This is a genomic window from Streptomyces catenulae (assembly GCF_000718015.1).
Lineage (GTDB): Bacteria > Actinomycetota > Actinomycetes > Streptomycetales > Streptomycetaceae > Streptomyces > Streptomyces catenulae.
In genome coordinates, this window is record NZ_JODY01000007.1 from 63,484 (window position 1) to 88,711 (window position 25,228).

The window sequence follows — 25,228 nt, forward strand, 5'->3', positions numbered from 1 at the left end:
CGGCCGTTGGACATCCGCCGGGCCGTGGGAGCGCCGCGCCCTGCCTAACGAGCAACCGGCCCGCGAGGGTACCGGTGCGACGCCGCCGACCTGATGATCGTTACGGCTGCCCGCCGGAAGGTGTCCCGGCAGCACGGAGCGGCACACCCGCCACACCGTCACCGGGGCGCGCACGCGTCAGCGCACGGGCCCCCGGCGCCATCGCATGCCGTTGGTCTGGCCGGGCTCGGAGCCGATGTGGTACCGGACCCGGCGGCCGTGGACACGGCGGGCGGGGGCCCGGCAGCCGCGGTGCCAGGGCGGCAGCGCGCAGCGGACCGCCGCCCGGGGTCGGGCCCGGCGGGCCCGGCGGGTCAGGGCGGGGGAAGGGCCGTGGCCGGGCAGGTCGTCCGGCCCGGCGGGCGCACCGGCGGGCACGCCGCACAGGCCCGGGAACGGGTCCCGGGCGGTGCGGTGGCTGCCGGTGGCGGTCATGGGGTCGGGTCCGCCTTCAGGCCCGGCCGTGCCGGATGGCGGGGTGCGATCCGGCGGCGACCAGATCGGCGACGGCGGTGCGCGGGTCCTTGCCGGTGACCAGCGACTCGCCGACGAGGACGGCATCCGCGCCGTCGTTGGCGTACGCGATCAGGTCGTGCGGGCCACGGACGCCGGACTCGGCGATCTTGACGATGTGGTCGGGGATCTCGGGGGCGATCCGGGCGAAGTTGCCGCGGTCGACCTCCAGGGTCTTGAGGTTGCGCGCGTTCACCCCGATGATCTTGGCCCCGGCGTCGACCGCGCGGGCGACCTCCTCCTCGTCGTGCGCCTCGACCAGCGGCGTCAGGCCGATCGACTCGGCCCGCTCGATGAGCGAGACCAGCGCCTCCTGCTCCAGCGCGGCGACGATCAGCAGCGCGAGGTCGGCGCCGTACGCCCGGGCCTCCCACAGCTGGTAGGCGGTGACGATGAAGTCCTTGCGCAGCACCGGGATGTCGACCCGGGCACGGACCGCTTCGAGGTCGGCGAGCGAGCCGCCGAACTTGCGCTGCTCGGTGAGGACGGAGATGACCGCGGCGCCACCGGCCTCGTAGTCGGCGGCGAGACCCGCCGGGTCGGCGATGGCGGCGAGTGCGCCCTTGGAGGGGCTGGAGCGCTTGACCTCGCAGATGACCGTCACGCTCTCGCCCTTGAGGGCGGCGACGCCGTCCTTGGCCGGGCGGGCGGCGCGGGCGCGCTCCTTCAGCTCGTCGAGGCCGACGCGCGCCTGCCGCTCGGCGAGGTCGGCGCGGACTCCGTCGATGATCTCGTCGAGCACACTCACGCGAGCGGCCTCCTTCGGAAGCGGTGGCGGGGACGGGCGCCGGGCGGTGAGCGCCGCTCACCGTAGGCACTCCCGATGGTATCCGGCCGGGACCCGAGGTCCCGCACCCGGCCGCCGCCGGTCCCATCAGCTGGACAGCCGCCGCCCGGGTCAGGGGTGCAGGAAGGCGCCGAAGGGGAGGTTGCGGACGAGGGTGAAGACGGCGAGGAGGGCGGTCAGCGCCCACCGGTGGACCCGGCGCGGGCGCGGCCCGGCCGTCGGCAGCCCGCGCGCCGCGCGGACCGTCCAGACCAGCCAGAACACCGCACAGGCGGCGTACCCGAGGACCGCCACGGCGTTGGCGCCGAGCGCGGCGGGCAGCTCGCCGTGGGCCACCGCGTGGGCGCTGCGCAGGCCGCCGCAGGCCGGGCAGAAGATGCCGGTCAGATGCAGCAGCGGGCAGACCGGGTAGTGGCCGGGGTGGTTCGGGTCGACCGCGCCGACGTAGCCGAAGGCGGCGACCGCGGCGGCGGCCGCGCCCAGCGGGGCGGCGAGGCGGCGCAGCGGCCCCCGGCCGGGGCGGACGGGCGGTGCGGCGGGGTGCGGGGCGTCGGACCGGGGCGGGGCCGCGGGTGCGTTCACCCCGCCGATTGTCCCGGGGGACGCGCGAAGGCGCCGCTTCCCGGCATCCGTACGGGGTACGGACGGCGACCGGGAAGCGGCGCCTTCAAAGCTTCGGGTGTGGCGCCGGGAGCGGCGCCACGGGGTCAGCCCTCCTGGGGCTGGGCCACGGCGACCGGGGCGGCCGAGCGCTTGGGCTCCGAGCCGAGACCGGCGAGGCGCATCACACCGCCGACGACCGCACCGAGACCGATGAGGACGATGCCGGCCCAGAAACCGGGCACGTTCGCCAGCACCATGAAGGCCCCCGCGACGCAGAAGCCGATGAACGAGATGATGACGCCGGTCCAGGCGGCGGGGGTGTGTCCGTGGCCACTGCTCGACATGATGCTCTGCTCCTCGTAGCTCTGTCGCGCCGGGTCGGGCGCGGTGCCTCGCCGTCCATTGTCACCGATGCCGGAGGAAACTCCGTTACCGGGTGGGGTCCTCACCGCGGTCCAGCGACTTCCACAGCTCCTCGGGGCGGTCCGGGTCGACCGGCGCGGCGGCCCGGCGCGGGGCGCGGGCGCCACCCGGCACGCGCTCGTAACGGCCCGACATCGCGGGCCAGTGGCGGCCGAAGAGGAGCGCGAGGAGACCGGCGATCAGCAGCAGCACCCCGCCCGCGACGGAGACCCACGGCCAGACGCTGTGCGTGACGTGATGCACATCGGTGCCGCTCAGCCCGACGGCGGTGGCGGCCTGCTCCCGCAGCGCGGAGGTGTCGCCGTAACCGGCCGCCGCGGCGAGCGCGATGCCCGCGCCGCTGAGGGCGAGCAGGGCGGCGACGGCGTACCGGCCGACGCGCCGCACCGCGAAGACCGCGACCAGCGCGGCGAGGCCGACGACGGCGAGCGCGGTGGGGACGCCCGTGACGTCGGAGCCGGTCACCGTGCGCGGCAGATCGCCCTGGGCGAGGGCGGCGGTGCCCCGGGACCAGACGCGGCCGGACGCCAGCAGGGCGAGGGCGGATCCGGCGGCGCCCAGCAGCAGTGCGGCGGCGAGGCTGCGCCGGGCGCTGCGGGGCCGGGCGGACGGCGCGGGCGCGGTGGCGGCGGGGGGCTGGGTTGCGGCACTCACTCCCCCACTATCGCGCACCGCCCGCGGTGCCGGGCCACGGGGTGGCCGGTCGCCGCGGGCGGTCGGGGCGCCGGGGTCAGCCGCCGAGGCGGTTGGCGGTGTGCACCGCGCGCAGCACCGCGGCGGCCTTGTTGCGGCACTCGGTGTCCTCGGCGACCGGATCGGAGTCGGCGACGACGCCCGCGCCTGCCTGGACGTACGCGGTGCCGTCGCGCAGCAGGGCGGTGCGGATGGCGATGGCGGTGTCGGAGTCACCGGCGAAGTCCAGATAGCCGACGCAGCCGCCGTACAGCCCGCGGCGGGTCGGCTCCAGCTCCTCGATGATCTGCAGCGCGCGCGGCTTGGGCGCGCCGGAGAGGGTGCCCGCGGGGAAGCAGGCGGTGAGGACGTCGAAGGCGGTACGGCCCTCGGCGACGGTGCCGGTGACGGTGGAGACCAGGTGCATGACGTGGCTGTAGCGCTCGACCGACATGAAGTCGACGACCTCGACGCTGCCCGGCTCGCAGACCCGGCCCAGATCGTTGCGGCCCAGGTCGACGAGCATCAGGTGCTCGGCGCGCTCCTTGGGGTCGGCCAGCAGCTCGTCGGCGAGGGCCTGGTCCTCCTGGACCCCGGCGCCGCGCGGCCGGGTCCCGGCGATGGGGTGCACCATGGCCCGGCCGTCCTCGACCTTGACCAGCGCCTCGGGGCTGGAGCCGACCACGTCGAAGCCGCTGCGCTCCCCGTCACCCGCGAAGCGGAAGAGGTACATGTACGGGCTGGGGTTGGTGGCCCGCAGCACCCGGTAGACGTCCAGGGCGCTCGCCGTGCACGCCGTCTCGAAGCGCTGCGAGGGCACCACCTGGAACGCCTCACCGGCGCGGATGCGCTCCTTGATGTCCTCGACGGCGTCCTGGTACGCGGCGCCGCCCCACTCGGCGGTGAACGGCGGCAGCTCCGACGGCGGCAGCGCGGCGGCGCTCGCGGGCGCCGGGCGGGCGAGGTCGTCGGCCATCGCGTCGAGCCGGGCGACGGCGTCCGCGTACGCCTCGTCGACGCCGGTGTCCAGGTCGTTGTGGTTGATCGCGTTGGCGATCAGCAGGACGGTGCCGTTCCAGTGGTCGAGGACGGCGAGGTCGGAGGTGAGGAGCATGGTCAGCTCCGGCAGCCCGAGATCGTCCGCGGTCCGCTCGGTGATCTTCTCCAGGCGGCGGACGACGTCGTAGCCGAGGTAGCCGACCATGCCGCCGGTGAACGGCGGCAGACCGGCGTCCTCCAGCAGGTCACGCGGGGTGTGCAGGGCCTCGACGGTGGCGCGGAGCGCGGCCAGCGGGTCGCCGCCGGTGGGCATCCCGACCGGCGGGGTGCCCAGCCAGTGCGCCCGCCCGTCGCGGGCCGTCAGCGTGGCGGCGCTGCGGACGCCGACGAACGAGTACCGCGACCACGTACGGCCGTTCTCGGCGGACTCCAGGAGGAAGGTGCCGGGCCGTTCACCGGCGAGTTTGCGGTAGAGCCCGACCGGGGTGTCGCCGTCGGCCAGCAGACGCCGGGTGACGGGGACGACCCGGCGGTCCTTGGCGAGGGTGCGGAAGGTGTCGAGGTCCGGTGTGGCGGTGCCGGTGGTTCCCGTGGTCATGGCAGCGGAGCCTACTGGTCGCCGTCCGTGAGCAGGACGTCGGCGTCGAAGCAGGTACGGGCCCCGGTGTGGCAGGCGGCGCCGGTCTGTTCCACGGTGACCAGCACGGTGTCGGCGTCGCAGTCCAGGGCCACCGAACGGACGCGCTGGACGTGTCCCGAGGTGTCGCCCTTGACCCAGTACTCCCGGCGGCTGCGCGACCAGTACGTGCAGCGGCCGGTGGTGAGGGTGCGGTGCAGCGCCTCGTCGTCCATCCAGCCCAGCATGAGGACCTCGCCGGTGCCGTACTGCTGGGCGATGGCCGGGACGAGGCCGTCGGCGTCCCGCTTGAGGCGGGCGGCGACGGCGGGGTCGAGGGCGGTGCTGCCGGGGGCGGCGGGGGCTGCGGTGTCGGTGGCGCGGCTGCTCATGGGGCCATTGTGCCGTGCGGGCGACGCGGGACGGGCGCCGCGGACCCGCGGCGGGCGGGCGGCGCCCCGGCGGGACGGGCCGCGGCGTGGCAGGGCGGCGGGGCCGGTCGTAGGCTGGCCGTATGTCGACCCATGCGAAGCGTGAACGGCTCCTCCTCGCCGACCTGTTGGAGAGCGTCGGCCCCGATGCGCCGACACTCTGCGAGGGCTGGCGCACCCGCGATCTCGCCGCCCATGTGGTGGTGCGCGAACGCCGGGCGGACGCGGCGGGCGGTCTGCTGTTCAAGCCGCTGGCGGCCCGCCTGGAGCGGGTCCAGGCGGAATTCACCGCCAAGCCCTACGAGGAGCTGCTGGGGCTGATCCGCAGCGGTCCGCCGCGGATGTCGCCGTTCTCCCTGAAGCAGATCGACGAGGCGTCGAACACCGTCGAGTTCTACGTCCACACCGAGGACGTGCGGCGGGCGCAGCCGGACTGGTCGGCGCGGGAGCTGGACCCGGTCTTCGCGGACGCGCTCTGGTCCCGGCTGGAGAAGGCGGCGAAGCTGCTGGGCCGGAAGTCGCCGGTGGGCCTGGTGCTGCGGCGCCCGGACGGCCGCACCGCGGTGGCCCGGCGCGGCGCCCCGGTGGTGACGGTCGTCGGCGAGCCCGGTGAGCTGACCCTCTTCGCCTACGGGCGTCAGCAGCAGGCGAACGTGGAGCTGGCGGGCGACCCGGAGGCGGTGGCCGGGGCCCGGCAGGCGGCACTGGGGATCTGAGAGCGACCGGGGGCGGGACCGCGCGTGCGGCCCCGCCCCCGCGCCCGTCGTCAGCGGACCGGGTGCCCGGCCTCCCGCAGCGCGCCCTTGACCTCGCCGATGCGCAGGTCACCGAAGTGGAAGACGGAGGCGGCCAGCACCGCGTCGGCGCCCGCGGCGACCGCCGGGGCGAAGTCGGCGAGCCGTCCGGCGCCGCCGGAGGCGATCACCGGCACGGAGACATGCCGACGGACCGCCTCGATCATCTCCGTGTCGTAGCCGTCCTTGGTGCCGTCGGCGTCCATGGAGTTCAGCAGGATCTCCCCGGCGCCCAGCTCCGCGGCGCGGTGCGCCCACTCGACGGCGTCGACCCCGGCGGAGCGGCGCCCGCCGTGCGTGGTCACCTCGAAGGAGGTGGTGCCGTCGGCGGCGGTCACCCGGCGGGCGTCGACGGAGAGCACCAGCACCTGGCTGCCGAACCGCTCGGCGATCTCCCGGATCAGCTCGGGCCGGGCCAGCGCCGCGGTGTTCACACCGACCTTGTCCGCACCGGCGCGCAGCAGCTTGTCGACGTCCTCGGCGCTGCGCACGCCGCCGCCGACGGTCAGCGGGATGAAGACCTGCTCGGCGGTGCGGCGGACCACGTCGTAGGTGGTCTCGCGGTTGCCGGAGGAGGCGGTGATGTCGAGGAAGGTCAGCTCGTCGGCGCCCTCCTCGCCGTAGATCCGGGCCATCTCGACCGGGTCCCCCGCATCGCGCAGGTTCTGGAAGTTCACGCCCTTGACGACCCGGCCGTTGTCGACGTCCAGGCAGGGGATGACACGGACCGCCAGGGTCATGGCGTCAGGCTCCTTCGGAGGGTTGCTTGAAGGCTTCGAGTTCCACTTCGACCAGTACGCGGGGGTCGACGAAACCGGAGACCACGACGAGGGTCGCGACCGGCGGGGCGGCGCCGAAGATCTCCCGGTGGGCGCGGGCCACCGCGTCCACGTCCCGTACATGGGTCAGATACATCCGGGTGCGCAGGACGGCGGCGGCGTCCAGGCCGAACGGCTCCAGGGCCGCCAGGGCGTTCCCGAAGGCCGCCGTGGCCTGTTCGTAGGGGTCGCCCTCGCCCTGGAGCACACCGTCGTCGGTGAAGGGCAGCGTCCCGGCGACCAGCACCCGGTCACCGGCGGCCACCGCGCGGGCGAAGCCGATCGTCTCTTCCCAGGGACTGCTGGTCCGTACCCGCTCGATGGTCATCACGCCGCCTTTCGGTCATCCGGTCAGGCCACTGCTGCCAGCGCCTCTTCCAGGGTGAACGCCTTCGCGTAGAGCGCCTTGCCGACGATCGCACCTTCCACACCCTCGGGCACCAGCGACGCGAGCGTGCGCAGGTCGTCGAGGGAGGAGACGCCGCCGGAGGCGACGACGGGGCGGTCGGTGGCCGCGCAGACGTTCTTGAGCAGCTCGACGTTGGGGCCCTGGAGCGTGCCGTCCTTGTTGATGTCGGTGACGACGTAACGGGCGCAGCCCTCGGAGTCGAGGCGGGCCAGCGTCTCGTAGAGGTCGCCGCCGTCGCGGGTCCAGCCGCGGCCGCGGAGCGTGGTGCCGCGGACGTCCAGACCCACCGCGATCTTGTCACCGTGCTCGGCGATGACCTTGGCGACCCACTCGGGGGACTCCAGCGCGGCGGTGCCGAGGTTGACGCGGCGGCAGCCGGTGGCGAGCGCCGCGGCGAGCGAGGCGTCGTCGCGGATGCCGCCGGACAGCTCGACCTTGATGTCCATGGCGCGGGCGACCTCGGCGATCTGCGCGCGGTTGTCGCCGGTGCCGAACGCCGCGTCGAGGTCGACGAGGTGCAGCCACTCGGCGCCCGCCTGCTGCCAGGCCAGCGCCGCCTGGAGCGGGTCGCCGTAGGCGGTCTCGGAGCCGGACTCGCCGTGCACCAGCCGGACGGCCTGGCCGTCACGGACGTCGACGGCGGGGAGGAGTTCGAGCTTCGGGTGGGCCATCACAGGGTCTCGATCCAATTGCTCAGCAGCTGGGCTCCGGCATCGCCGGACTTCTCGGGGTGGAACTGTGTGGCCCACAGCGGGCCGTTCTCGACCGCGGCCACGAAGGGCGCACCGTGGGTGGCCCAGCTGACCTTGGGGGCGGCGATGTGCGGGTTGCCGGTCTCCAGCTCCCAGTCGTGCGCCGCGTAGGAGTGGACGAAGTAGTAGCGGGCGTCCGCGTCCAGACCGGCGAAGAGGCGGGAGCCCTCGGCCGCCGCGACGGTGTTCCAGCCCATGTGCGGGACGACGTCGGCCTTCAGCGGGCCGACCGTGCCGGGCCACTCGTCCAGCCCCTCGGTCTCCACACCGTGCTCGATACCGCGGGCGAAGAGGATCTGCATCCCGACGCAGATGCCCATCACCGGGCGGCCGCCGGAGAGCCGACGTCCCACGATCCAGTCGCCGCGGGCCTCGCGCAGCCCCCGCATACAGGCGGCGAACGCGCCGACGCCGGGGACCAGCAGCCCGTCGGCGCGCATCGCGCGGTCGTAGTCGCCGGTGATCTCCACCTCCGCCCCGGCACGCGCCAGGGCACGCTCGGCGGAGCGGACGTTACCGAAGCCGTAGTCGAAGACCACGACCTTCTTCGCGGCCGTCAATTCCACACCTCCAGCCGCATCACCCCGGCGACGAGGCACATCGCCGCGCCGATGGACAGCAGCGTGATCAGGCTGCGGGGCATCTTCTGCTTCCAGAAGGAGTAGATGCCGCCGACGAGGAAGAGACCGACCAGGATGAAGGCGGTCGACAGGCCGTTCACAGGGCACCCTTCGTGGACGGGAGGATTCCGGCGGCGCGCGGATCGCGTTCGCTGGCGTACCGCAGCGCCCGCGCCAGCGCCTTGAACTGGCACTCCACGATGTGGTGGGCGTTGCGGCCGTACGGGACGTGGATGTGCAGGGCGATCTGCGCCTGGGCGACGAACGAGTCGAAGATGTGGCGGGTCATCGTCGTGTCGTAGCTGCCGATCATCGGCGCCATGTTCTCCGGCTCGGTGTGCACGAGGTACGGGCGGCCGGAGAGATCGACGGTGACCTGCGCCAGGGACTCGTCGAGCGGGACGGTGCAGTTGCCGAAGCGGTAGATGCCCACCTTGTCGCCGAGCGCCTGCTTGAAGGCGGCGCCGAGCGCGAGGGCGGTGTCCTCGATGGTGTGGTGGGTGTCGATGTGCAGATCGCCGTCGGTCTTGACGGTGAGGTCGAAGAGGCCGTGGCGACCGAGCTGGTCGAGCATGTGGTCGTAGAAGCCCACGCCCGTCGACACGTCGACCTGGCCGGTGCCGTCGAGGTTGATCTCGACGAGCACCGAGGTTTCCTTGGTGGTGCGCTCGACGCGTCCGACGCGGCTCATGCGCTCTGCTCCTTCATCAGTTCGCGTACCGCTTCGAGGAACGCGTCGTTCTCGTCCGGGGTGCCCGCGGAGACCCGCAGCCAGCCCGGCACGCCGTTGTCCCGGACCAGGACGCCCCGGTCGAGGAGGGCCTGCCACGCGGCGTGCGCGCCGCCCGGGCCGTCGAACCGGCCGAACTGCACGAAGTTGGCGTCGGAGTCGACGACCTCGCAGCCCGCCGCGCGCAGCTCCGTCACCAGCCGGTCGCGTTCGGCCTTGAGCTGCTCGACGTACTTCAGCAGGGTGTCGGTGTGCTCCAGGGCGGCCAGCGCCGTCGCCTGGGTCACCGCGGAGAGGTGGTACGGCAGCCGCACCAGCTGGACGGCGCCGACCACGGCCGGATCGGCGGCGAGGTAGCCCAGGCGGAGCCCGGCGGCGCCGAACGCCTTCGACATCGTCCGCGAGACGACCAGGTTGGGCCGTCCCTCGATCAGCGGCAGCAGCGAGGGGTGGTGGCTGAACTCGCCGTACGCCTCGTCGACCACCACCAGCGCCCCACCGCTCGCCGCCCGCGCGGCCTGCGCGGCGTCGTAGAGCGCGAGGACCGTCGCGGCGGCGACGGCGGTGCCGGTCGGGTTGTTCGGCGAGCAGACGAAGACCACATGCGGACGGCGCTCGGCGATCAGTGCCTGCGCCGCCGCGACGTCGACGGTGAAGTCGTCGTTCCGGGGGCCGGAGATCCACTCGGTGCCGGTGCCGCGGGAGATCAGCCCGTGCATGGAGTACGAGGGCTCGAAGCCGAGGGCCGCGCGGCCGGGGCCGCCGAAGGTCTGCAGCAGCTGCTGGAGGACCTCGTTGGAGCCGTTGGCCGCCCAGACCTGCGCCGCGGTGACCGGGTGGCCGCCGGTGCGGGTGAGGTAGCGGGCCAGCTCCGTGCGGAGCTCTACGGCGTCACGGTCCGGGTAGCGGTTGAGGTCGCGGGCGGCGTCGGCGACCCGCTCGGCGATCCGCCGGACCAGCTCCTCGGGGAGCGGGTAGGGGTTCTCGTTGGTGTTCAGCCGGACCGGTACGTCCAGCTGCGGGGCGCCGTACGGGGTCTTGCCGCGCAGTTCGTCCCGGATGGGGAGCGCGTCCCAGGGGAACGCGTCGGAGCTGTTCGTCACTTGCTCTGCGGGACCTTCCAGTCGAACCGGGCCTTCAGCGCGGCGCCGTGGGCCGGGAGATCCTCGGCCTCGGCGAGGGTCACCACATGGTGGGCGACCTCGGCCAGCGCGTCGCGGGAGTAGTCCACGACATGGATACCGCGCAGGAACGACTGCACGGACAGGCCCGAGGAGTGGCAGGCGCAGCCGCCCGTCGGCAGGACGTGGTTGGAACCGGCGCAGTAGTCGCCCAGGGAGACCGGGGCGTAGGGGCCGACGAAGACCGCTCCGGCGTTACGGACCCGGGCGGCGACGGCGGTGGCGTCGGCGGTCTGGATCTCCAGGTGCTCGGCGCCGTACGCGTCGACGACCGTCAGGCCCTCGTCGAGACCGTCGACCAGGACGATCGCGGACTGCTGCCCGGCGAGCGCCTCGGTGATCCGCTCCAGGTGCTTCGTGGCGGCGACCTGCGTCTTCAGCTCCGCCTCGACGGCGTCGGCCAGCTCGGCGGAGTCGGTGACGAGGACGGCGGCGGCCAGCGTGTCGTGCTCGGCCTGGCTGATCAGGTCGGCGGCGACATGGCGGGCGTCGGCGGTGGCGTCGGCGAGCACCGCGATCTCGGTGGGCCCGGCCTCGGCGTCGATCCCGATCCGGCCCTTGAGCAGGCGCTTGGCGGAGGCCACGAAGATGTTGCCGGGGCCGGTGACGAGGTTGACCGGGCGGCACTCGTCGGTGCCGTACGCGAACATCGCGACGGCCTGGGCGCCACCGGCGGCGTAGACCTCGTCGACGCCGAGCAGGGCGCAGGCGGCGAGGATCGTGGGGTGCGGCAGGCCGCCGAACTCTTTCTGCGGCGGCGAGCTGATCGCGATGCCCTCGACCCCGGCCTCCTGCGCGGGGACGACGTTCATCACGACGGACGACGGGTAGACCGCGCGGCCACCGGGGACGTACAGCCCGACCCGCTCGACCGGCACCCAGCGCTCGGTGACCGTGCCGCCGGGGACGACCTTGGTGGTGGTGTCGGTGCGGCGCTGCTCGCGGTGGACGAGGCGGGCGCGCCGGATGGACTCCTCCAGGGCGGCGCGGACCGCCGGGTCCAGCTCGGCCAGGGCGCGCTCCAGCGCCTCGGCGGGGACCCGGACCCGCTCGATCTCGACACCGTCGAACCGCCGCGCGCAGTCGATCAGCGCGGCGGTGCCGCGATGGCGTACGTCCTCGCAGATCGGCCGCACCTTCTCCAGGGCGGCTTCCACGTCGAACTCGGCACGGGGCAGCAGGTCGCGCAGGGCGCCGCCCTCGGGAAGGGCGTCACCGCGCAGATCGATTCGGGAGATCACCCTCCCAGTGTCTCAGACCCGCCCTCGGGCCCGGCCCGCCGTATCACCCAGTGATACACCGCACAATGCGCTCCGGACGGGCCCGTGAAGTTGACCGGAGTTGGCCCTGACCACGCGTGTTCAACGGGTCACGGGGCGGGCAAAGGCCCGGTGACGGCTTCGGCGTGTCCCGCCGCCCGCCCCCGGATCCCGCTCCGCGGACCGGTGTGGCGCGCGAACGGCGGCCGACACGCGGACGCATCCGGACAGCGACGGAAGGGGGGACACGACAGTGATCGAGCCCGGGGACGGGGACGCACCGGCGGATCTGCAGCTGACTTCGGCGGAATGGAGCATGTGGCAGGCGTTCCGCAACGGCAGCACCTGCGATCTGCACATCGGGGATCCGGCCCGGGACGATCCGCACGGGCGGTACCTGTGGGGCCCGGAGCGCCGGATACGCGCGCGGGTGCTGGCGCTGCTGCTGCTCGAAGGGCCACCGGCGCAGCCCGGACGGGTCTCGGCGCTGAAGGTCACCGGCGCCTACATCACCGACATCCTCGACGTCGCCGGGGGCTCGATCAAGCCATTCGTCGAGCTGCGGGACTGCCGGTTCGAGGGCGAGGTGGTCCTGCCCGAGGCGCACTTCACGACGGTGCGGCTGGTGAACTGCGCACTGCCGCGGCTGGAGGCGGCGCGGCTGACCACCGAGGGCGATCTCCATCTGCCGCGGTGCGTGGTGCTCTCCGGCGTCCGGCTGACCGACGCGCACATCGGCACGGACCTGCTGCTGAGCCAGGCGGTGGTGCACAAGGACCGGCAGGGCCGCTCGATCGTGGCGGACGGGCTGACCGTCACCCAGGACCTCCAGGCGGAGATGCTGGAGTCGTACGGCGAGCTGTCGCTGCGCGGGGCGACCGTCGGCGGGTCGCTGAGCCTGCGCGGCAGCCGGTTGAGCAACCCCTTCGGCCGCCGCGCGCTGAACGCCCCGCAGCTGACCGTCGAGCGCACCCTGCACCTGACCGCCGCGGGCCTGGCCAACTCCCCGTTCGCCTCCGGCGCCACTCCCCCGTTCGGCACCGTCCACACCCCGGCGTTCGGCACGCTCACCACCCCGCCGCGCGGTACGCGGATGCAGCGCTTCGAGTGCGAGGGCGGGATGCGGCTGGACGACGGGCGGTTCGGCGACGCGGTCGACCTGGAGCACGCCCGGTTCGTGATGGAGTCCGACCAGGAGCTGTCACTGCGCCGGATCCAGACGCCCGAGCTGCGTTTCCTCGGGGAGCGGCCGCAGCGCGGGCGGGTGATCGTCTCGGGCGCCCGGGTCGTCAACCTCGTCGACCGCTCCGCCAGCTGGCCCGGCGCGGGCGGCCTCCAGATGGCCGGGTTCACCTACGAGACGCTGATCCCCCGGGGCCACTTCCCGCTGTCGGCGCGGCTCCAGTGGGTGGCCGCGGCGACACCGGAGTACGCGCCGGAGCCGTACGAGATGCTGGCGGCGGCGCTGCGCTCCAGCGGTGAGGACGCGGACGCGCGGGTGGTGCTGCTGGCCAAGCAGCGGCGGCGCCGCGAGACGCTCCCGGTGGCCGGGAAGGCGTGGGGCTACCTCCAGGACTGGACGGTGGCGTACGGCTACCGCCCGGGGCGGGCCACGCTGTGGATGGCGATCCTGTGGGCGCTGGGCACGGTCTTCTTCACCTCCTCGCCGCCCCCGCCGCTCAAGGCGGACGAGGCGCCGCCGTGGAATCCGTATCTGTACGTCCTGGATCTGCTGGTGCCGGTGATCGATCTGAACCAGCGCGGGGCGTGGAATCCGCGGGGCGGGGCGCAGTGGGTGGCGGCGGTGCTGGTCATCGCGGGTTGGATCCTGGCGACGACGGTGGCGACGGGCGCCTCACGGTTGCTGCGGCGGCAGTAGCGGGACGGGCGGCGGCGCGGCGCCCGGGCCGGTGGTCCGGGGTGCCTGCTCCCGCGCCGTGCCGGGCCCGGTGCCACCGGGGGATGCGCGCCCGCGTACGCGTCCGGGACTTCGCGGACGCGCCCCAGCCTCCGGGCGGCGCGGCCCAGCCTCTAGGCTTACCGGCTGTGACCTCCGTACGCCTGCCGCTGTTCCCGCTCAACTCGGTGCTCTTCCCCGGACTCGTTCTCCCGCTGAACGTCTTCGAGGCGCGCTACCGGGCGCTGATGCGCGACCTCGGCGAGCGGCCCGAGGACGAGCGCCGGTTCGGGGTGATCGCGATCCGCGACGGCCGTGAGGTGGCGCCGACCGCCCAGGGCATGCCGGACGCCACGCTCCCGGCCGCGGACGGGCCCGCCGCCGGGTTCGGCGACGACCCGATGGCCGCCTTCCACACCATCGGCTGTGTCGCCGACGCGACGACGATCCGGGCCAGGTCCGACGAGGCGGACTCCGGCTACGAGGTGCTGGCCACCGGCACCAGCCGCTTCCGGCTGCTGTCGGTCGACGCCTCCGGGGAGTACCTGACCGCCGAGGTCGAGGAGCTGACGGAGGAGGGCGGCGAGGGCGCCGGGGCGCTTGCGTCCGGGGTGGTCCGGGCGTTCCGCACCTATCAGAAGCGGCTGGCCTGGGCGAACGAGCGGACGCTGGCGGGCGGGCAGGATCTGCCGGGCGATCCGTCGGTGCTGTCGTACCTGGTCGCCGCGGCGGCGGTGCTGGACGTCCCGGCCAAGCAGCGGCTGCTGGCGGCGCCGGACACCGCGGACCGGCTCGGTCAGGAGCTGAAAATCCTGCGCCACGAGTCGGCGGTGCTCGGTAAGCTCCCGTCGCTGCCGGCCGTGGAGCTGACCCGTGGGCCGACCAGCCCCAACTGACACCGGGCGGCGCGGCCCCGACACCGGTCCGCCGGCCCGGCCCCCGTTCCCGAGACACAAGGCGCCGACGAGTTGTCCAAGAAGTCGAAGAAGGCCCAGGGCGCGCAGTCCGCGGCGGGCGGTACCCCGGCGACGGTCGCGCTGACCGCCGCGGGTGTGCCCTTCACCGTGCACGCCTACACCCACGATCCGGCCGCCGCCTCGTACGGCGAGGAGGCCGCCGAGGCGCTCGGCGTCGCGCCGGAACAGGTGTTCAAGACGCTGCTGGCGGACGTCGACGGTGCGCTGACCGTCGCGGTGGTGCCGGTCTCCGGCTCCCTCGACCTCAAGGCGCTGGCCGCGGCGGTGGGCGGCAAGCGGGCGGCGATGGCCGATCCGGCCGCCGCCGAGCGCAGCACCGGCTACGTCCGCGGCGGTATCTCCCCGCTGGGCCAGCGCAAGCGGCTGCGGACGGTCGTGGACGCCTCCGCCGAGGGCCGCCCCACGATCTGCGTCTCGGCCGGGCGCCGCGGCCTGGAGGTCGAACTGGCCCCGGCGGATCTCGTCGCCCTCACCGGGGCCGTGGTCGCCCCGATCGGGCGGGACTGACCGGAAGCCGGGGCGAGACCCCACGAGGCCGCGCCGCCGCCGGGGCTTCGCGTCCGGCCGCACGGACCGGGGCACCGCGTCCGGCCGCTCCCGGTCGTGCGGCGCCCGGCCCGTGAAACGGCGGTTTCCGGCCGGTGGGCGCCGGTGGCCGCGGGCGGCGGACCGTCAGGCCGTCGGATCGTCCTTCATCAGGTCCGGCGCGCCCGGCACCGGTGTCCCCGGCAGCTGCGGTTCCTCGTCGCGCGGGCCGAAGAGGCCGGTCAGCGCCAGTTGGGTCGCCATCGCGGCGACCGGCCAGGCCAGCAGGACGCCCATCGCCTGGAGGCGCAGCGGTCCGTCGAAGACGACGCCGGGGCCGACCTGCGTGGCGTGGGCGGCGAGGTCGTCGGTGGGGCCCAGCACCATGCCGAGCTGCCAGCCCAGGACGGAGCCGAGCAGTCCGCCGACGGCCAGCGAGACCACCAGCGGGATGCCGCCGCGGCGGCGCAGCCAGAAGAGCGCGGCCGTGGTGACGATGCCGAAACCGGCCCCGAGCAGCAGGAAGACGCCGTCGGCGCCGATCGCCTCCTCGCCCTCGGTGTCCTTGAGGTAGACGCTGTGGGTGTCGGCGACCAGCGGGATCCGCGGGGCCAGCCAGAGCCAGAGCAGGCCGAGCAGCGCGCCGACGAGCGCGAGCACGAGCACGGTCAGCGCGGCCTCGCGCAGCTCCTGGCCGAGCGGCGGTTCGTCCGGTGCCTCGTCGGTCGGCGGATGCGCGGGCGGCTCGGCCGACGAACCGGCGCCGGAGGCGGTCGGCGGGGTGTGCGGCTCTTCGGGCGGTTGGTTGTCGCGTGGCGTCAGCGGTGCGGTCACCCCGTCATCGTGCCAGGTGGGCGGGGTGACTCCGGCGGCAGGACGGCGCACGGGTGCGCCGACGGCCGGTCAGCGGGTCGCCGCGCGGCGGAACGCCCAGGTCGCGGCGGTCAGCGAGAGCAACCCCACCCCGGCGCAGACCCCCAGGTCGGCGGCGACCGCGAGCCAGTCCGGGTCCGCGTCGAAGGTGCGGATCAGCGCCTCCACGCCGTACGTCGACGGCAGCAGGTCGCGGGCGAGGTCCAGGACGGCGGGCAGCCGCTCGGCCGGGAGCACGCCGAGCAGCAGCGCCGCCGACATGCCGAGCTGTCCGCAGAGCGTCGCCAGCTCCTGGCGCGGCGCGAGCAGCCCGAGGAACGCGCCGAGCCCGGCGAGCGCCGCCCCGGCCAGCGGCAGCACCGCGGCGAGCACCCACAGATGCGCCATCGGCAGCTGGAAGAGGAGACAGCCGATGACCGCGGTGACGACCGTGCCGGGGACGGTGAACGACGCGTACGCGGCGGCCGCGCCGAGCACCACGGCGGCGGGCGGCACCGGCAGCGTCGCGTAGTGGTCGAGCCCGCCACCGGCCCGTAGCTGGCCGAAGTACTGGGCGAGGAGGTTGAGGGCGACGAACGCGACGACCAGCACGCTGGACCCGGCGACCACGGCGCGCGCCTCGGCGGGCCCGTCGGCCACCCCGCGCATCAGGACCATGATCCCGACGGACTGGAAGGTGGCGACGAAGAGCAGTGGGATGCGGGCGACCCGGGCGCGGGAGAGCTGGGCGCGGTAGACGGCGCCGAGCGCGGGCAGCAGCCGGGCGCGCGGCGCCAGCGGGGCGGGCCACACCTCCCGGTCGGGCGCGTCCGGGGCGGCGCCGGGCCGGGCCCGTCCGTCCGCCGCTGCCGCCCCGGCCACGGCCTGCGCCGAAACCCCACTCACGCGTTCACTCTGCCTTTCGGTGCGGCGCGGCCCTTCACGCCTTGACCAGTCCCTCGGCACGGCCGCCGAGCGCGAGGTAGACATCCTCCAGGCTCGGGGTGGCGAGGGTGAAATCGTCCAGTGCCGCGAAGGCGGCGCCGGAGGTGACGTCGGCGACGGCGGCGCGGGCCCGGTCGGCGGGGAGCCGCAGCGTCCAGCGGCGGCCCGCGACGTGGGCGGCGGACTCCAGCGCCGCGACCTCGGGGACGTCGAGCGGCGGCCGGTCGCGCCAGACCAGATCGAGGCGGACCTCGTCGCTGACCCGCTCCTTCAGCCCGCCGGGCGTGTCGCAGGCGATGACCTTGCCGCGGTCGATCACCGCGACGCGGTCCAGGACGGTCTCGGCCTCCAGGACGTTGTGGGTCACCAGCAGCACGGTGGCGCCGCGTTCGGCGCGGCGGCGGTCGACGGCGGCCCAGACGGCGCGGCGGGCGACCGGGTCCATGCCGGTGGTCGGCTCGTCCAGGACGAGGAGCGGGCGGTCGCCGGTGAGGACGGTGGCGAAGCAGGCGAGGCGGCGCTGGCCGCCGGAGAGCTTCTTCAGCGGCCGGTCGGCGAGGGCGTCGAGGGCGAGTTCGGCGAGGACGGCGTCGCGCTCGGCGCGGGCCTCACCGGGGCCCAGACCGCGCAGTCGGCCGGTGGTCTCCACGGCCAGCGCGACGGTCATCTCGTCGAGCGCGGTCGACTCCTGGCCGAGGTAGCCGAGGAGGCGGGCGGCGCGCTCGGGGTGGCGGGCCACGTCGTGGCCGAGGACGTGGACGCTGCCGGAGTCGGGGCGCAGCAGCCCGGTGAGCTGGCGGACCAGGGTGGACTTCCCGGCGCCGTTGGGGCCGAGCAGCCCGAAGATCTCGCCGCGGTGGACGTCGAGGGTGATGCCGTCGTTGGCGCGTACCGCGGGGGTGCGTGCCGCGCCGCGGCGCCCGCGCGTCGCGGGGTACGTCTTGATCAGGTCCCGCACGGCGCAGACCGTTCCGCCGTGCTCCGCCTGTTTCGTGCCCGTGCTCACGAGCTACGAGGGTACGCGCCCGCGGGCCGCGTCCGGCCCGCGGGGCGGCGGGCGGGCGGTGTCAGTCGGTGGCGGCGGTGTGTCCGGCGGCGGTGCGCAGGTCCACCTCGCGCCAGAACCCGGCCCGGATCGCGTACCGGTCGTGCTCGTCGATCTGGTCGTCCTTGTGGGCGAGGAGGCCGAAGCGGGCGGCGTAGCGCAGCAGTTCGCCGTCGATGCGGTGCGGGATGCGCGGGTACTCGGTGGAGAGTTGCTGGAGGTGGACGGTGTCGGAGAGGCGGTCGGTCCAGCGGCGGGCGAAGACCTGGCCGACCTCGAACGGGTCGCCGCTGACGGCGGTGATGTCCTCCTCGCGGTCGGCCCAGCGCTGTTCGGCGCTGGTGAGCTGGGCGAGGGTGGGCAGCGAGGCGGTCTCGGAAGGCTCGCCCGCGGGGCCGCCGCGCTCGACCCAGCCGCGGTCGGAGGACCAGCGGAGGGTGGCGCTCGCGGCGGGCGGCTGCGGGGCGGCGGTGGTGCCGTGGGTGCGGCCGAGACCGGCGAGGTCCTTGGGCGTGGGGACGACCTTGGCGGTGCCCGAGCCGTTGGTGTCGGCGGGCGCGGACTCGCGGCCCGCGGGCCGGGCGGGTGCCGGAGCCGTCCGCCCGTCGGCTTCGTGCGGCCGGTCGGTGGTGTCGGAGGTGGACGCGGCGGCGGCAGCGGCGGCCACCGCGGACTCGGGCAGCGGGGCGGAGAGGATCGCGGCGATCTCCGGGCGGGGCACCGGCGGCGGGGCACAGGGGCCGCCCAGCTCCTTGGGGCGGACCGCGCGGGTGATCCAGGCACGGTCCAGGACCCGGCGCTCGTCGGCCTCGGCGACCAGGTCCTCGGACTGGTTGTAGTCGCCGTCGGCCGCCTGCACGGCCCAGAGGTGGACGGCGACGCCGTGCTCCTTGGCGGACATCAGACCGGGCAGCAGATCACCGTCGCCGGTGACCAGCACGATGTCCGAGCAGGCGCGGTTCCGGGCGAGTTCGGTCAGCTCGGCGTGCATGGCGGCGTCCACGCCCTTCTGCGCCCAGCGGCCGTCGCTGCGGGTCAGGGCGCCCAGCCGGACGGTGACGCGGGGCATGACGCGCAGCCGCCGGTGTTCGGGCTGCGGGACGCGGTCGGGGGCGCCGTCGAACCAGTAGATCCGCAGCAGCGGCCGTTCGGTGTCGGCCTCGGCGCGGCGGCGCAGCCCCTGGATGAGGGCCGCGTGGTCCACGGTGATCCGGGACCGGGCGGGTTCTCCGGCAAGCAGGCTGGCGGCGGCGCCGAGCAAGTAACCGGCGTCCACCAGGACGACGCAGCGATCCACGATCCACCCTCTTCCCTGGAGGTGCTGAAGTCCGATCGCCCCCCGGTGCGAGTTTCCTTCGGCTTTCCATCGAGTCTGCCCGACCGTACGGGGGTTAACTGCCGGAACTCGATCTTCGGCGTGGCGGATGGCGCGGAAGCGCGGGCCGAGGGCGCGGGCGCGGCGCGCGGATCCCCTTCTCACTCATGGTAATTGCCGGACATGCACGCTTTCGTCCCGCGTGTAAGTCTGGTCACGGCCCGATCACAGGATCCCCTTCAGGAGGCACGGTCATGGCCAAGCACAAGAAGGACCGAAGTAAGCAGCAGCGGGGCGGCCCGGCCCAGCAGGGTCGCGAGGACGCGCAGAAGTCGACGATCGAGGCGATCCAGCAGCGGCCGCAGGCCGCGCAGGGCAGCCCGGCGGACGTCGCGCGCAAGCACCAGCGGCGGTTCGGGCACAACTGACCCGGCCGTCACCGGCGGCGTCGTAACGGACGCCCGCCGCACAGAAGTTGAGGGGCGCGCCCGTGGCGGGCGCGCCCCTCGGGGGTTCGGTCGGCTCAGCCGGCCAGGCAGGACGGGCCGAGCAGCACCTTCAGATCGCCGAAGAGCGAGGGATCGGGCGTGACGCGGTGCCGGTCGAGGCGGAGGACCGTGGTCTTGCGGGTGCCCTGGAGCTTGATCCGCACCTCGGTGGAGCCGCGGTGGCTGGTCAGCACCTCGCCGAGCTTCTCGACCAGCGGCGGGGTGACCTTCAGCGTCGGGATGGTGATCGTCACCGGGGCGTTGGCGCCCGCCTCCGAGAGGTCGGGGACCATCATCTCCATGGCGACCAGCCGCGGCACGTCCTCGCGCTTGTCGAGGCGTCCCTTGACGAAGACCACCGCGTCCTCGACGAGCTGGGTGGAGACCAGTTGGTAGGTGGCGGGGAAGAACATGCAGTCCAGCGAGCCCGCGAGGTCCTCGACGGTGGCGATGGCCCAGGCGTTGCCCTGCTTGGTCATCTTCCGCTGGAGGCCGGAGATGATGCCGCCGATGGTGACGATCGAGCCGTCGGAGTAGTCGCCGCCGGTCAGCTGGGCGATGGCGGCGTCCGCCTTGTCCGACAGGACGTGCTCCAGACCGAACAGCGGGTGGTCGGAGACGTAGAGGCCCAGCATCTCCCGCTCCTGGGCGAGGAGGTACGTCTTGTCCCACTCGACGTCGGAGAACTCGACGTCGAGGCCGAAACCGGGGCCGTCGTCGGCGCTGTCGTCGCCCATGCCGCCGAAGAGGTCGAACTGCCCCTCGGCCTCCTTCCGCTTGACCTGGACGACGTTGTCGATCATCGGCTCGTACTGTGCGGTGAGGCCCTTGCGGGTGTGCCCCATCTCGTCGAACGCGCCCGCCTTGATCAGCGATTCGGTGGTGCGCTTGTTGCAGACGACCGCGTCGACCTTGTCGAGGTAGTCGGGGAAGGAGCTGTACTTCCCCTTGGCCTTGCGGCAGCGGATGATCGAATCGACGACGTTCTGGCCGACGTTACGGACCGCGGTGAGGCCGAAGAGGATCACGTCGTCGCCCTGGGCGGCGAAGTTGGCCAGCGATTCGTTGACGTTCGGCGGGAGCACCTTGATGCCCATGCGGCGGCACTCGTTCAGATAGACCGCCGACTTGTCCTTGTCGTCGCGGACCGAGGTGAGCAGCGCGGACATGTACTCGGCCGGGTAGTTGGCCTTGAGATAGGCGGTCCAGTAGGTGACCAGGCCGTACGCGGAGGAGTGTGCCTTGTTGAAGGCGTAACCGGCGAACGGGACCAGGACGTCCCACAGCGCCTGGATCGCCTGGTCGCTGAAGCCGTTCTTCTTCGCGCCCGCCTGGAAGAGGACGAAGTTCTTCTCCAGCTCCTCGGGCTTCTTCTTGCCCATGACGCGGCGGAGGATGTCGGCCTCGCCGAGCGAGTACCCGGCGACGATCTGGGCGGCCTTCTGGACCTGCTCCTGGTAGACGATGAGGCCGTAGGTGAGGCCCAGGACCTCCTTGAGCGGCTCCTCCAGCTCCGGGTGGATCGGGGTGATCTCCTGGCGGCCGTTCTTGCGCTCGGCGTAGTTGGTGTGGGAGTTCATGCCCATCGGGCCCGGGCGGTACAGGGCCGAGACGGCGGAAATGTCCTCGAAGTTGTCGGGCTGCATCTGGCGCAGCAGCGACCGCATCGGACCGCCGTCGAACTGGAAGACGCCGAGCGTGTCACCGCGGCAGAGGAGTTCGTACGTCTTGGGGTCGTCCAGCGGGATCTCCAGGAGGTCCAGCTTGATGCCCTTGTTGGCCTCCACCATCTTGACGGCGTCGTCCATGATGGTGAGGTTGCGCAGGCCCAGGAAGTCCATCTTCAGCAGGCCCAGCGACTCGCACTGGGGGTAGTCCCACTGTGTGATGGTCACGCCGTCGGTGTGCCGCGTCCACAGCGGGGCGTGGTCGACGATCGGCTCGCTGGACATGATCACGCCCGCCGCGTGCACACCCATCTGCCGGACCAGCCCCTCGACGCCCTTGGCGGTGTCGATGACCTTCTTGACGTCCGGCTCGTTCTCGTACATCCCCCGGATCTCGCCCGCCTCGCTGTAGCGGGGGTGCTGGGGGTCGGTGATGCCGGAGAGGTCGATGCCCTTGCCGAGGACGTCGGCGGGCATCGCCTTGGTGAGGCGGTCGCCCATCGCGTACGGGTAGCCGAGGACGCGGGCGGAGTCCTTGATGGCGTTCTTCGCCTTGATCTTGCCGTAGGTGCCGATCATGGCGACCTTGTCGGCGCCGTACTTCTCGGTGACGTACCGGATCACCTCGACGCGCCTGCGCTCGTCGAAGTCGATGTCGACGTCGGGCATGGAGACACGCTCGGGGTTGAGGAACCGCTCGAAGATCAGTCCGTGCTCGATCGGGTCGAGGTCGGTGATGCCCATGGCGTACGCGACGATCGAACCGGCCGCGGAGCCTCGGCCCGGGCCCACCGCGATGCCGTTGTTCTTCGCCCACATGATGAAGTCGGCGACGACGAGGAAGTACCCCGGGAACCCCATCTGGATGATGATGTCCATCTCGTACTCCGCCTGCTTCTGGCGGTCGTCGGGGATGCCGTTGGGGAAGCGGCGGGCCATGCCGCGCCGGACCTCCTCCTGGAACCAGGTGACCTCGGTGAAGCCCTCGGGGATGTCGAACTTCGGCATCAGGTCGCGCTTTTCGAACATGCCCTCGGTGTCGATCTGCTGCGCGACCAGGAGGGTGTTGCGGCACCCCTCCTGCCAGGCGTCCGAGGAGTCGATGGCGTACATCTCGTCGGTCGACTTGAGGTAGTAGCCGGTGCCGTCGAAGCGGAAGCGGTCGGGGTCGGAGAGGTTCTTGCCGGTCTGGATGCACAGCAGCGCGTCGTGGGCGGTGGCCTCGTGCGCGTAGGTGTAGTGCGAGTCGTTGGTGACCAGCGGCGGGATGCCGACCTCCTTGCCGATCTTGAGGAGGTCCTCGCGGACCCGGCGCTCGATGTCGATGCCGTGGTCCATCAGCTCCAGGAAGTACCGGTCCTTGCCGAAGATGTCCTGGTACTCACCGGCGGCCTTCCGCGCCTCGTCGTACTGGCCCAGCCGCAGGCGGGTCTGGAGCTCGCCGGAGGGGCAGCCGGTGGAGGCGATCAGGCCCTCGGACCACTGGGCGATGGTCTCCTTGTCCATCCGCGGCCACTTCTGGAGCCAGCCCTCGGCGTAGGCGTCCGAGGAGAGGCGGAAGAGGTTGTGCAGACCGGTCTTGTTCGCCGCCCAGATCGTCTTGTGGGTGTAACCACCGGAACCGGAGACGTCGTCGCGCTTCTGGTGCGGCTGACCCCACTGGATCTTGCGCTTGTGCTTGCGGGAGGCCGGGGCGACGTACGCCTCGATGCCGATGATCGGGGTGACCCCGGCCTTCTGGGCGGAGTGGAAGAAGTCGTACGCGCCGTGGAGGTTGCCGTGGTCGGACATGGCGATGTGCGTCATGCCCATCTCGTTGCACGCGGCGAACATGTCCTTGAGCCGCGCGGCACCGTCCAGCAGCGAGTACTGGGTGTGGACGTGCAGGTGCGTGAAGGGCGGCTTGGCCACGGCGGGAGACCTCCGGAGACGGGCGGCGGACGGGGGCACGACGAGGGGACGGACGGCGCCGGGGGCGCCGCACCGCGGATCGTGTGGGCAGCTTCGAAGTCTACGGCCCGGCACCGACAACACGGCTCCGCCGCGACCCGGAACCCGGCCCTCCGCGGGCCGCGCCGCTCCCGGGCCGCCGGGGACCGGCGCCGTCCCCGCACCCTCGGGGAACACCTGCGCGGGTTCATGGCACACTCGCTGGCAATGGACATCTCGGCGGCACACCTGCGGGCGGTGCGTGCGGCGCTTTTCACAGCGCTGTGCGTGGCGCTGTCCGCGGCGTCCCATGTGCTGCTGACCCGGATGCCGCTGCCGCTGACCACCGTCGCCGTCGTCTCGGCCGGGGTCTTCGCCCTGGCCTACGCGCTGGCCGGCGGGGAGCGCAGCTTCGGGCGGATCGCCGCGCTGCTGCTGCCGCTGGAGCTGGCCGCCGACGCGGTCTTCAGCTACGGCCAGCACGCCTGCTACGGCCGCTCCGGCGGCCCGGTGACCGGTCCGCTGCACACCCTGGGCATCGATCTGCTCTGCGGCGGCGGTGACGTCGGCACCCCGCTCGCCCAGTTCTCCGGCCACGGCACCGGGCCGCTGCTCGCCTTCCCCGCCGGGTCCGGCTGGCTGCTGCTCGGCGCGCATCTGCTGGTCGGGCTGGTGGCCGCCGCCTGGCTGCGCCGCGGCGAGGCGGCGCTGGCGCAGCTGCTCGGCGCGGTCGCGCACTTCGCGTTCCGCCCGCTGCTGGCCGCCGTCGCGCTGACCGTACGGGTGCCCGTGCCGGAGCGCCCGGCCGCCCGCCGTGCCGCCGACGGCCCGCCTGCGCCCCGGCCACCGCTGCTGGTGCACTCCGTCGTCCGCCGTGGACCGCCCTGCGTGCTCGCTGCCTGAGCCCTACGGGGCCGCAGCACGCGTACCGCCCTCCCCGGGGCGTACGCGCCGGACGCACCGCACCCTTCCCACGGATTTCCACGGAGACACCCCATGAGCAACCGGAACACCCAGGCCAACAAGCAGGCGGCGCGCGAGCGGCTGCGTGCCGAGCGTGAGCGGCAGGCGAAGAAGGACAAGATGCGGCGGCAGCTGACCGTCGGCGGCGCGATCGTCGCGGTGCTGGCGATCGCCGGTGGCATCGGCGTCATGGTCGCCAAGTCGGGCGGCGGCGACGGCGGCTCCGGTGACACCGCCACCGTCAGCGACATGGCCGGGAACGACAAGGCGTGGGCGAAGGCGGCCAAGGCCAAGCTGGTCGAGCCCGCGCACACCTCCGGCGACAAGGGCACCACCGTCGTCATCGGCAAGGCGGACGCCAAGCACACCCTGGACCTCTTCGAGGACCCGCGCTGCCCGGGCTGCGCGGGCTTCGAGCAGAACGTCGGCGAGACCGTCCAGAAGGACATCGCGGACGGCAAGTACAAGGCCCGGTTCCACCTGGCGACCTTCCTGGACGCCAACCTCAAGGGCACCGGCTCCAAGAACGCGCTCAGCGCCCTGGGCTCGGCGCTGAACGTCAGCCCGGAGGCGTTCTTGAAGTACAAGGAAGCCCTGTACTCCAAGGAGTTCCACCCGGACGAGATGGGTCCGGACAAGTTCGCCGACGACGCGTACCTGATCAAGGTCGCCGACACGGTGCCCGCGCTGAAGGGCAACAAGGACTTCGAGAAGGCCGTGACCTCGGGCACGTACGACCGCTGGGCGCTGGAGATGTCCGTCGAGTTCAACTCGCACAACGTCAACAACACCCCGACGATCAAGCTCGACGACAAGGTGATCGGTCTGGACAGCGGCCCGAACAAGGTCGCCCCGACCACCCCGCAGGACTTCAACCGCCTCGTCGACGCGGGTCTGAAGTAACGCGCCGGGCGGCGGGCCCGCGCCCGCCGCCCGATGCCAAATCTTGACTCGGGAGTCTGCCGTGCACATGGCAGAC

27 protein-coding genes are annotated in these 25,228 nt (G+C 73.3%); 7 read left to right on the plus strand and 20 right to left on the minus strand.

What is annotated here, in order from left to right:
* Window positions 1-177: 177 nt before the first annotated feature.
* From trpM to hisI, 7 genes are all read right to left on the minus strand, one after another.
* Entirely contained in the window at window positions 178-474 is a 297-nt protein-coding gene (gene trpM / locus IF23_RS32500) for a tryptophan biosynthesis modulator TrpM (RefSeq protein WP_078653875.1), read from the minus strand.
* Window positions 475-490: 16 nt separating this feature from the next.
* Complete coding sequence (trpC, locus tag IF23_RS0108910) at window positions 491-1,300, minus strand: indole-3-glycerol phosphate synthase TrpC (RefSeq protein WP_030281655.1); 810 nt, start codon at window positions 1,298-1,300, stop codon at window positions 491-493.
* Between the two features lie 150 nt (window positions 1,301-1,450).
* A complete protein-coding gene (locus IF23_RS0108915; protein WP_211266138.1) occupies window positions 1,451-1,921 on the minus strand; it encodes a DUF2752 domain-containing protein in 471 nt (156 codons plus the stop codon).
* Window positions 1,922-2,046: 125 nt separating this feature from the next.
* Window positions 2,047-2,286, minus strand: coding sequence for an HGxxPAAW family protein (locus tag IF23_RS0108920; RefSeq protein WP_030281659.1), 240 nt, complete (start codon window positions 2,284-2,286; stop codon window positions 2,047-2,049).
* 85 nt (window positions 2,287-2,371) lie between these two features.
* A complete protein-coding gene (locus IF23_RS0108925; RefSeq protein WP_030281661.1) occupies window positions 2,372-3,019 on the minus strand; it encodes a TIGR02234 family membrane protein in 648 nt (215 codons plus the stop codon).
* Window positions 3,020-3,095: 76 nt separating this feature from the next.
* Window positions 3,096-4,634 carry an anthranilate synthase component I gene (locus IF23_RS0108930; protein WP_030281662.1) on the minus strand — a complete coding sequence of 513 codons (1,539 nt, stop codon included), beginning with the start codon at window positions 4,632-4,634 and terminating at the stop codon, window positions 3,096-3,098.
* Window positions 4,635-4,645: 11 nt separating this feature from the next.
* Window positions 4,646-5,044, minus strand: a complete 399-nt coding sequence (hisI, locus tag IF23_RS0108935; protein WP_030281664.1) for a phosphoribosyl-AMP cyclohydrolase — start codon at window positions 5,042-5,044, stop codon at window positions 4,646-4,648.
* A 122-nt stretch (window positions 5,045-5,166) separates the two neighbouring features.
* On the opposite strand from hisI, the gene IF23_RS0108940 reads away from it, so the two are divergent.
* Window positions 5,167-5,799: a TIGR03085 family metal-binding protein gene (locus IF23_RS0108940; RefSeq protein WP_030281666.1), complete on the plus strand. Its 633-nt coding sequence runs from the start codon at window positions 5,167-5,169 to the stop codon at window positions 5,797-5,799.
* A 50-nt stretch (window positions 5,800-5,849) separates the two neighbouring features.
* On the opposite strand, the gene hisF is transcribed toward IF23_RS0108940, so the two are convergent.
* Genes hisF through hisD form a run of 8 tightly spaced genes read right to left on the minus strand, consistent with a single transcriptional unit; the run spans window position 5,850 to window position 11,628 of the window.
* Window positions 5,850-6,617 (minus strand): imidazole glycerol phosphate synthase subunit HisF, encoded by a 768-nt coding sequence (gene hisF / locus IF23_RS0108945; protein ID WP_030281668.1) that lies wholly within the window; start codon window positions 6,615-6,617, stop codon window positions 5,850-5,852.
* A 4-nt stretch (window positions 6,618-6,621) separates the two neighbouring features.
* A complete protein-coding gene (locus IF23_RS0108950) occupies window positions 6,622-7,023 on the minus strand; it encodes a RidA family protein (protein ID WP_030281670.1) in 402 nt (133 codons plus the stop codon).
* Window positions 7,024-7,046: 23 nt separating this feature from the next.
* Entirely contained in the window at window positions 7,047-7,775 is a 729-nt protein-coding gene (priA, locus tag IF23_RS0108955; RefSeq protein ID WP_030281672.1) for a bifunctional 1-(5-phosphoribosyl)-5-((5-phosphoribosylamino)methylideneamino)imidazole-4-carboxamide isomerase/phosphoribosylanthranilate isomerase PriA, read from the minus strand.
* Window positions 7,775-8,422, minus strand: a complete 648-nt coding sequence (gene hisH, locus IF23_RS0108960; RefSeq protein ID WP_030281673.1) for an imidazole glycerol phosphate synthase subunit HisH — start codon at window positions 8,420-8,422, stop codon at window positions 7,775-7,777. Before hisH ends, priA begins: the two co-directional genes overlap by 1 nt.
* Window positions 8,413-8,577, minus strand: a complete 165-nt coding sequence (locus IF23_RS34360) for a hypothetical protein (protein WP_030281674.1) — start codon at window positions 8,575-8,577, stop codon at window positions 8,413-8,415. Before IF23_RS34360 ends, hisH begins: the two co-directional genes overlap by 10 nt.
* Entirely contained in the window at window positions 8,574-9,167 is a 594-nt protein-coding gene (gene hisB, locus IF23_RS0108970) for an imidazoleglycerol-phosphate dehydratase HisB (protein WP_030281675.1), read from the minus strand. The genes IF23_RS34360 and hisB overlap by 4 nt, the downstream gene beginning before the upstream one ends.
* Window positions 9,164-10,309, minus strand: a complete 1,146-nt coding sequence (locus IF23_RS0108975) for a histidinol-phosphate transaminase (protein WP_030281676.1) — start codon at window positions 10,307-10,309, stop codon at window positions 9,164-9,166. The genes hisB and IF23_RS0108975 overlap by 4 nt, the downstream gene beginning before the upstream one ends.
* Window positions 10,306-11,628: a histidinol dehydrogenase gene (gene hisD, locus IF23_RS0108980; RefSeq protein ID WP_030281677.1), complete on the minus strand. Its 1,323-nt coding sequence runs from the start codon at window positions 11,626-11,628 to the stop codon at window positions 10,306-10,308. Before hisD ends, IF23_RS0108975 begins: the two co-directional genes overlap by 4 nt.
* 271 nt (window positions 11,629-11,899) lie before the next feature.
* On the opposite strand from hisD, the gene IF23_RS0108985 reads away from it, so the two are divergent.
* The 3 genes from IF23_RS0108985 to ybaK all read left to right on the plus strand — a co-directional run bounded on the left by IF23_RS0108985 (window position 11,900) and on the right by ybaK (window position 15,027).
* Window positions 11,900-13,525: a hypothetical protein gene (locus IF23_RS0108985; protein ID WP_030281678.1), complete on the plus strand. Its 1,626-nt coding sequence runs from the start codon at window positions 11,900-11,902 to the stop codon at window positions 13,523-13,525.
* A gap of 167 nt (window positions 13,526-13,692) precedes the next feature.
* Complete coding sequence (locus tag IF23_RS0108990) at window positions 13,693-14,439, plus strand: LON peptidase substrate-binding domain-containing protein (RefSeq protein WP_030281680.1); 747 nt, start codon at window positions 13,693-13,695, stop codon at window positions 14,437-14,439.
* Between the two features lie 72 nt (window positions 14,440-14,511).
* A complete protein-coding gene (gene ybaK, locus IF23_RS0108995; protein ID WP_030281682.1) occupies window positions 14,512-15,027 on the plus strand; it encodes a Cys-tRNA(Pro) deacylase in 516 nt (171 codons plus the stop codon).
* A gap of 165 nt (window positions 15,028-15,192) precedes the next feature.
* Here the strand turns inward: ybaK and IF23_RS0109000 are convergent, their stop codons facing one another.
* The 4 genes from IF23_RS0109000 to IF23_RS0109015 all read right to left on the minus strand — a co-directional run bounded on the left by IF23_RS0109000 (window position 15,193) and on the right by IF23_RS0109015 (window position 19,184).
* Window positions 15,193-15,879 (minus strand): ABC transporter permease, encoded by a 687-nt coding sequence (locus tag IF23_RS0109000; protein ID WP_051739438.1) that lies wholly within the window; start codon window positions 15,877-15,879, stop codon window positions 15,193-15,195.
* A gap of 69 nt (window positions 15,880-15,948) precedes the next feature.
* Window positions 15,949-16,803, minus strand: a complete 855-nt coding sequence (locus tag IF23_RS0109005; protein ID WP_030281686.1) for an ABC transporter permease — start codon at window positions 16,801-16,803, stop codon at window positions 15,949-15,951.
* Window positions 16,804-16,837: 34 nt separating this feature from the next.
* Window positions 16,838-17,848, minus strand: a complete 1,011-nt coding sequence (locus tag IF23_RS0109010; RefSeq protein ID WP_051739440.1) for an ABC transporter ATP-binding protein — start codon at window positions 17,846-17,848, stop codon at window positions 16,838-16,840.
* A 61-nt stretch (window positions 17,849-17,909) separates the two neighbouring features.
* Window positions 17,910-19,184: an NYN domain-containing protein gene (locus tag IF23_RS0109015; protein ID WP_030281689.1), complete on the minus strand. Its 1,275-nt coding sequence runs from the start codon at window positions 19,182-19,184 to the stop codon at window positions 17,910-17,912.
* Window positions 19,185-19,456: 272 nt separating this feature from the next.
* On the opposite strand from IF23_RS0109015, the gene IF23_RS34365 reads away from it, so the two are divergent.
* Window positions 19,457-19,630, plus strand: a complete 174-nt coding sequence (locus IF23_RS34365; RefSeq protein ID WP_169749990.1) for a hypothetical protein — start codon at window positions 19,457-19,459, stop codon at window positions 19,628-19,630.
* A 95-nt stretch (window positions 19,631-19,725) separates the two neighbouring features.
* Here IF23_RS34365 and dnaE read toward each other — a convergent pair whose 3' ends face one another.
* Window positions 19,726-23,268: a DNA polymerase III subunit alpha gene (dnaE, locus tag IF23_RS0109025; RefSeq protein WP_030281691.1), complete on the minus strand. Its 3,543-nt coding sequence runs from the start codon at window positions 23,266-23,268 to the stop codon at window positions 19,726-19,728.
* Window positions 23,269-23,514: 246 nt separating this feature from the next.
* Here dnaE and IF23_RS0109030 point away from each other — a divergent pair, with 246 nt between their 5' ends.
* Complete coding sequence (locus IF23_RS0109030; protein WP_030281693.1) at window positions 23,515-24,189, plus strand: hypothetical protein; 675 nt, start codon at window positions 23,515-23,517, stop codon at window positions 24,187-24,189.
* Between the two features lie 93 nt (window positions 24,190-24,282).
* Window positions 24,283-25,152 (plus strand): thioredoxin domain-containing protein, encoded by an 870-nt coding sequence (locus IF23_RS0109035; protein WP_030281695.1) that lies wholly within the window; start codon window positions 24,283-24,285, stop codon window positions 25,150-25,152.
* Window positions 25,153-25,228 lie beyond the last annotated feature (76 nt).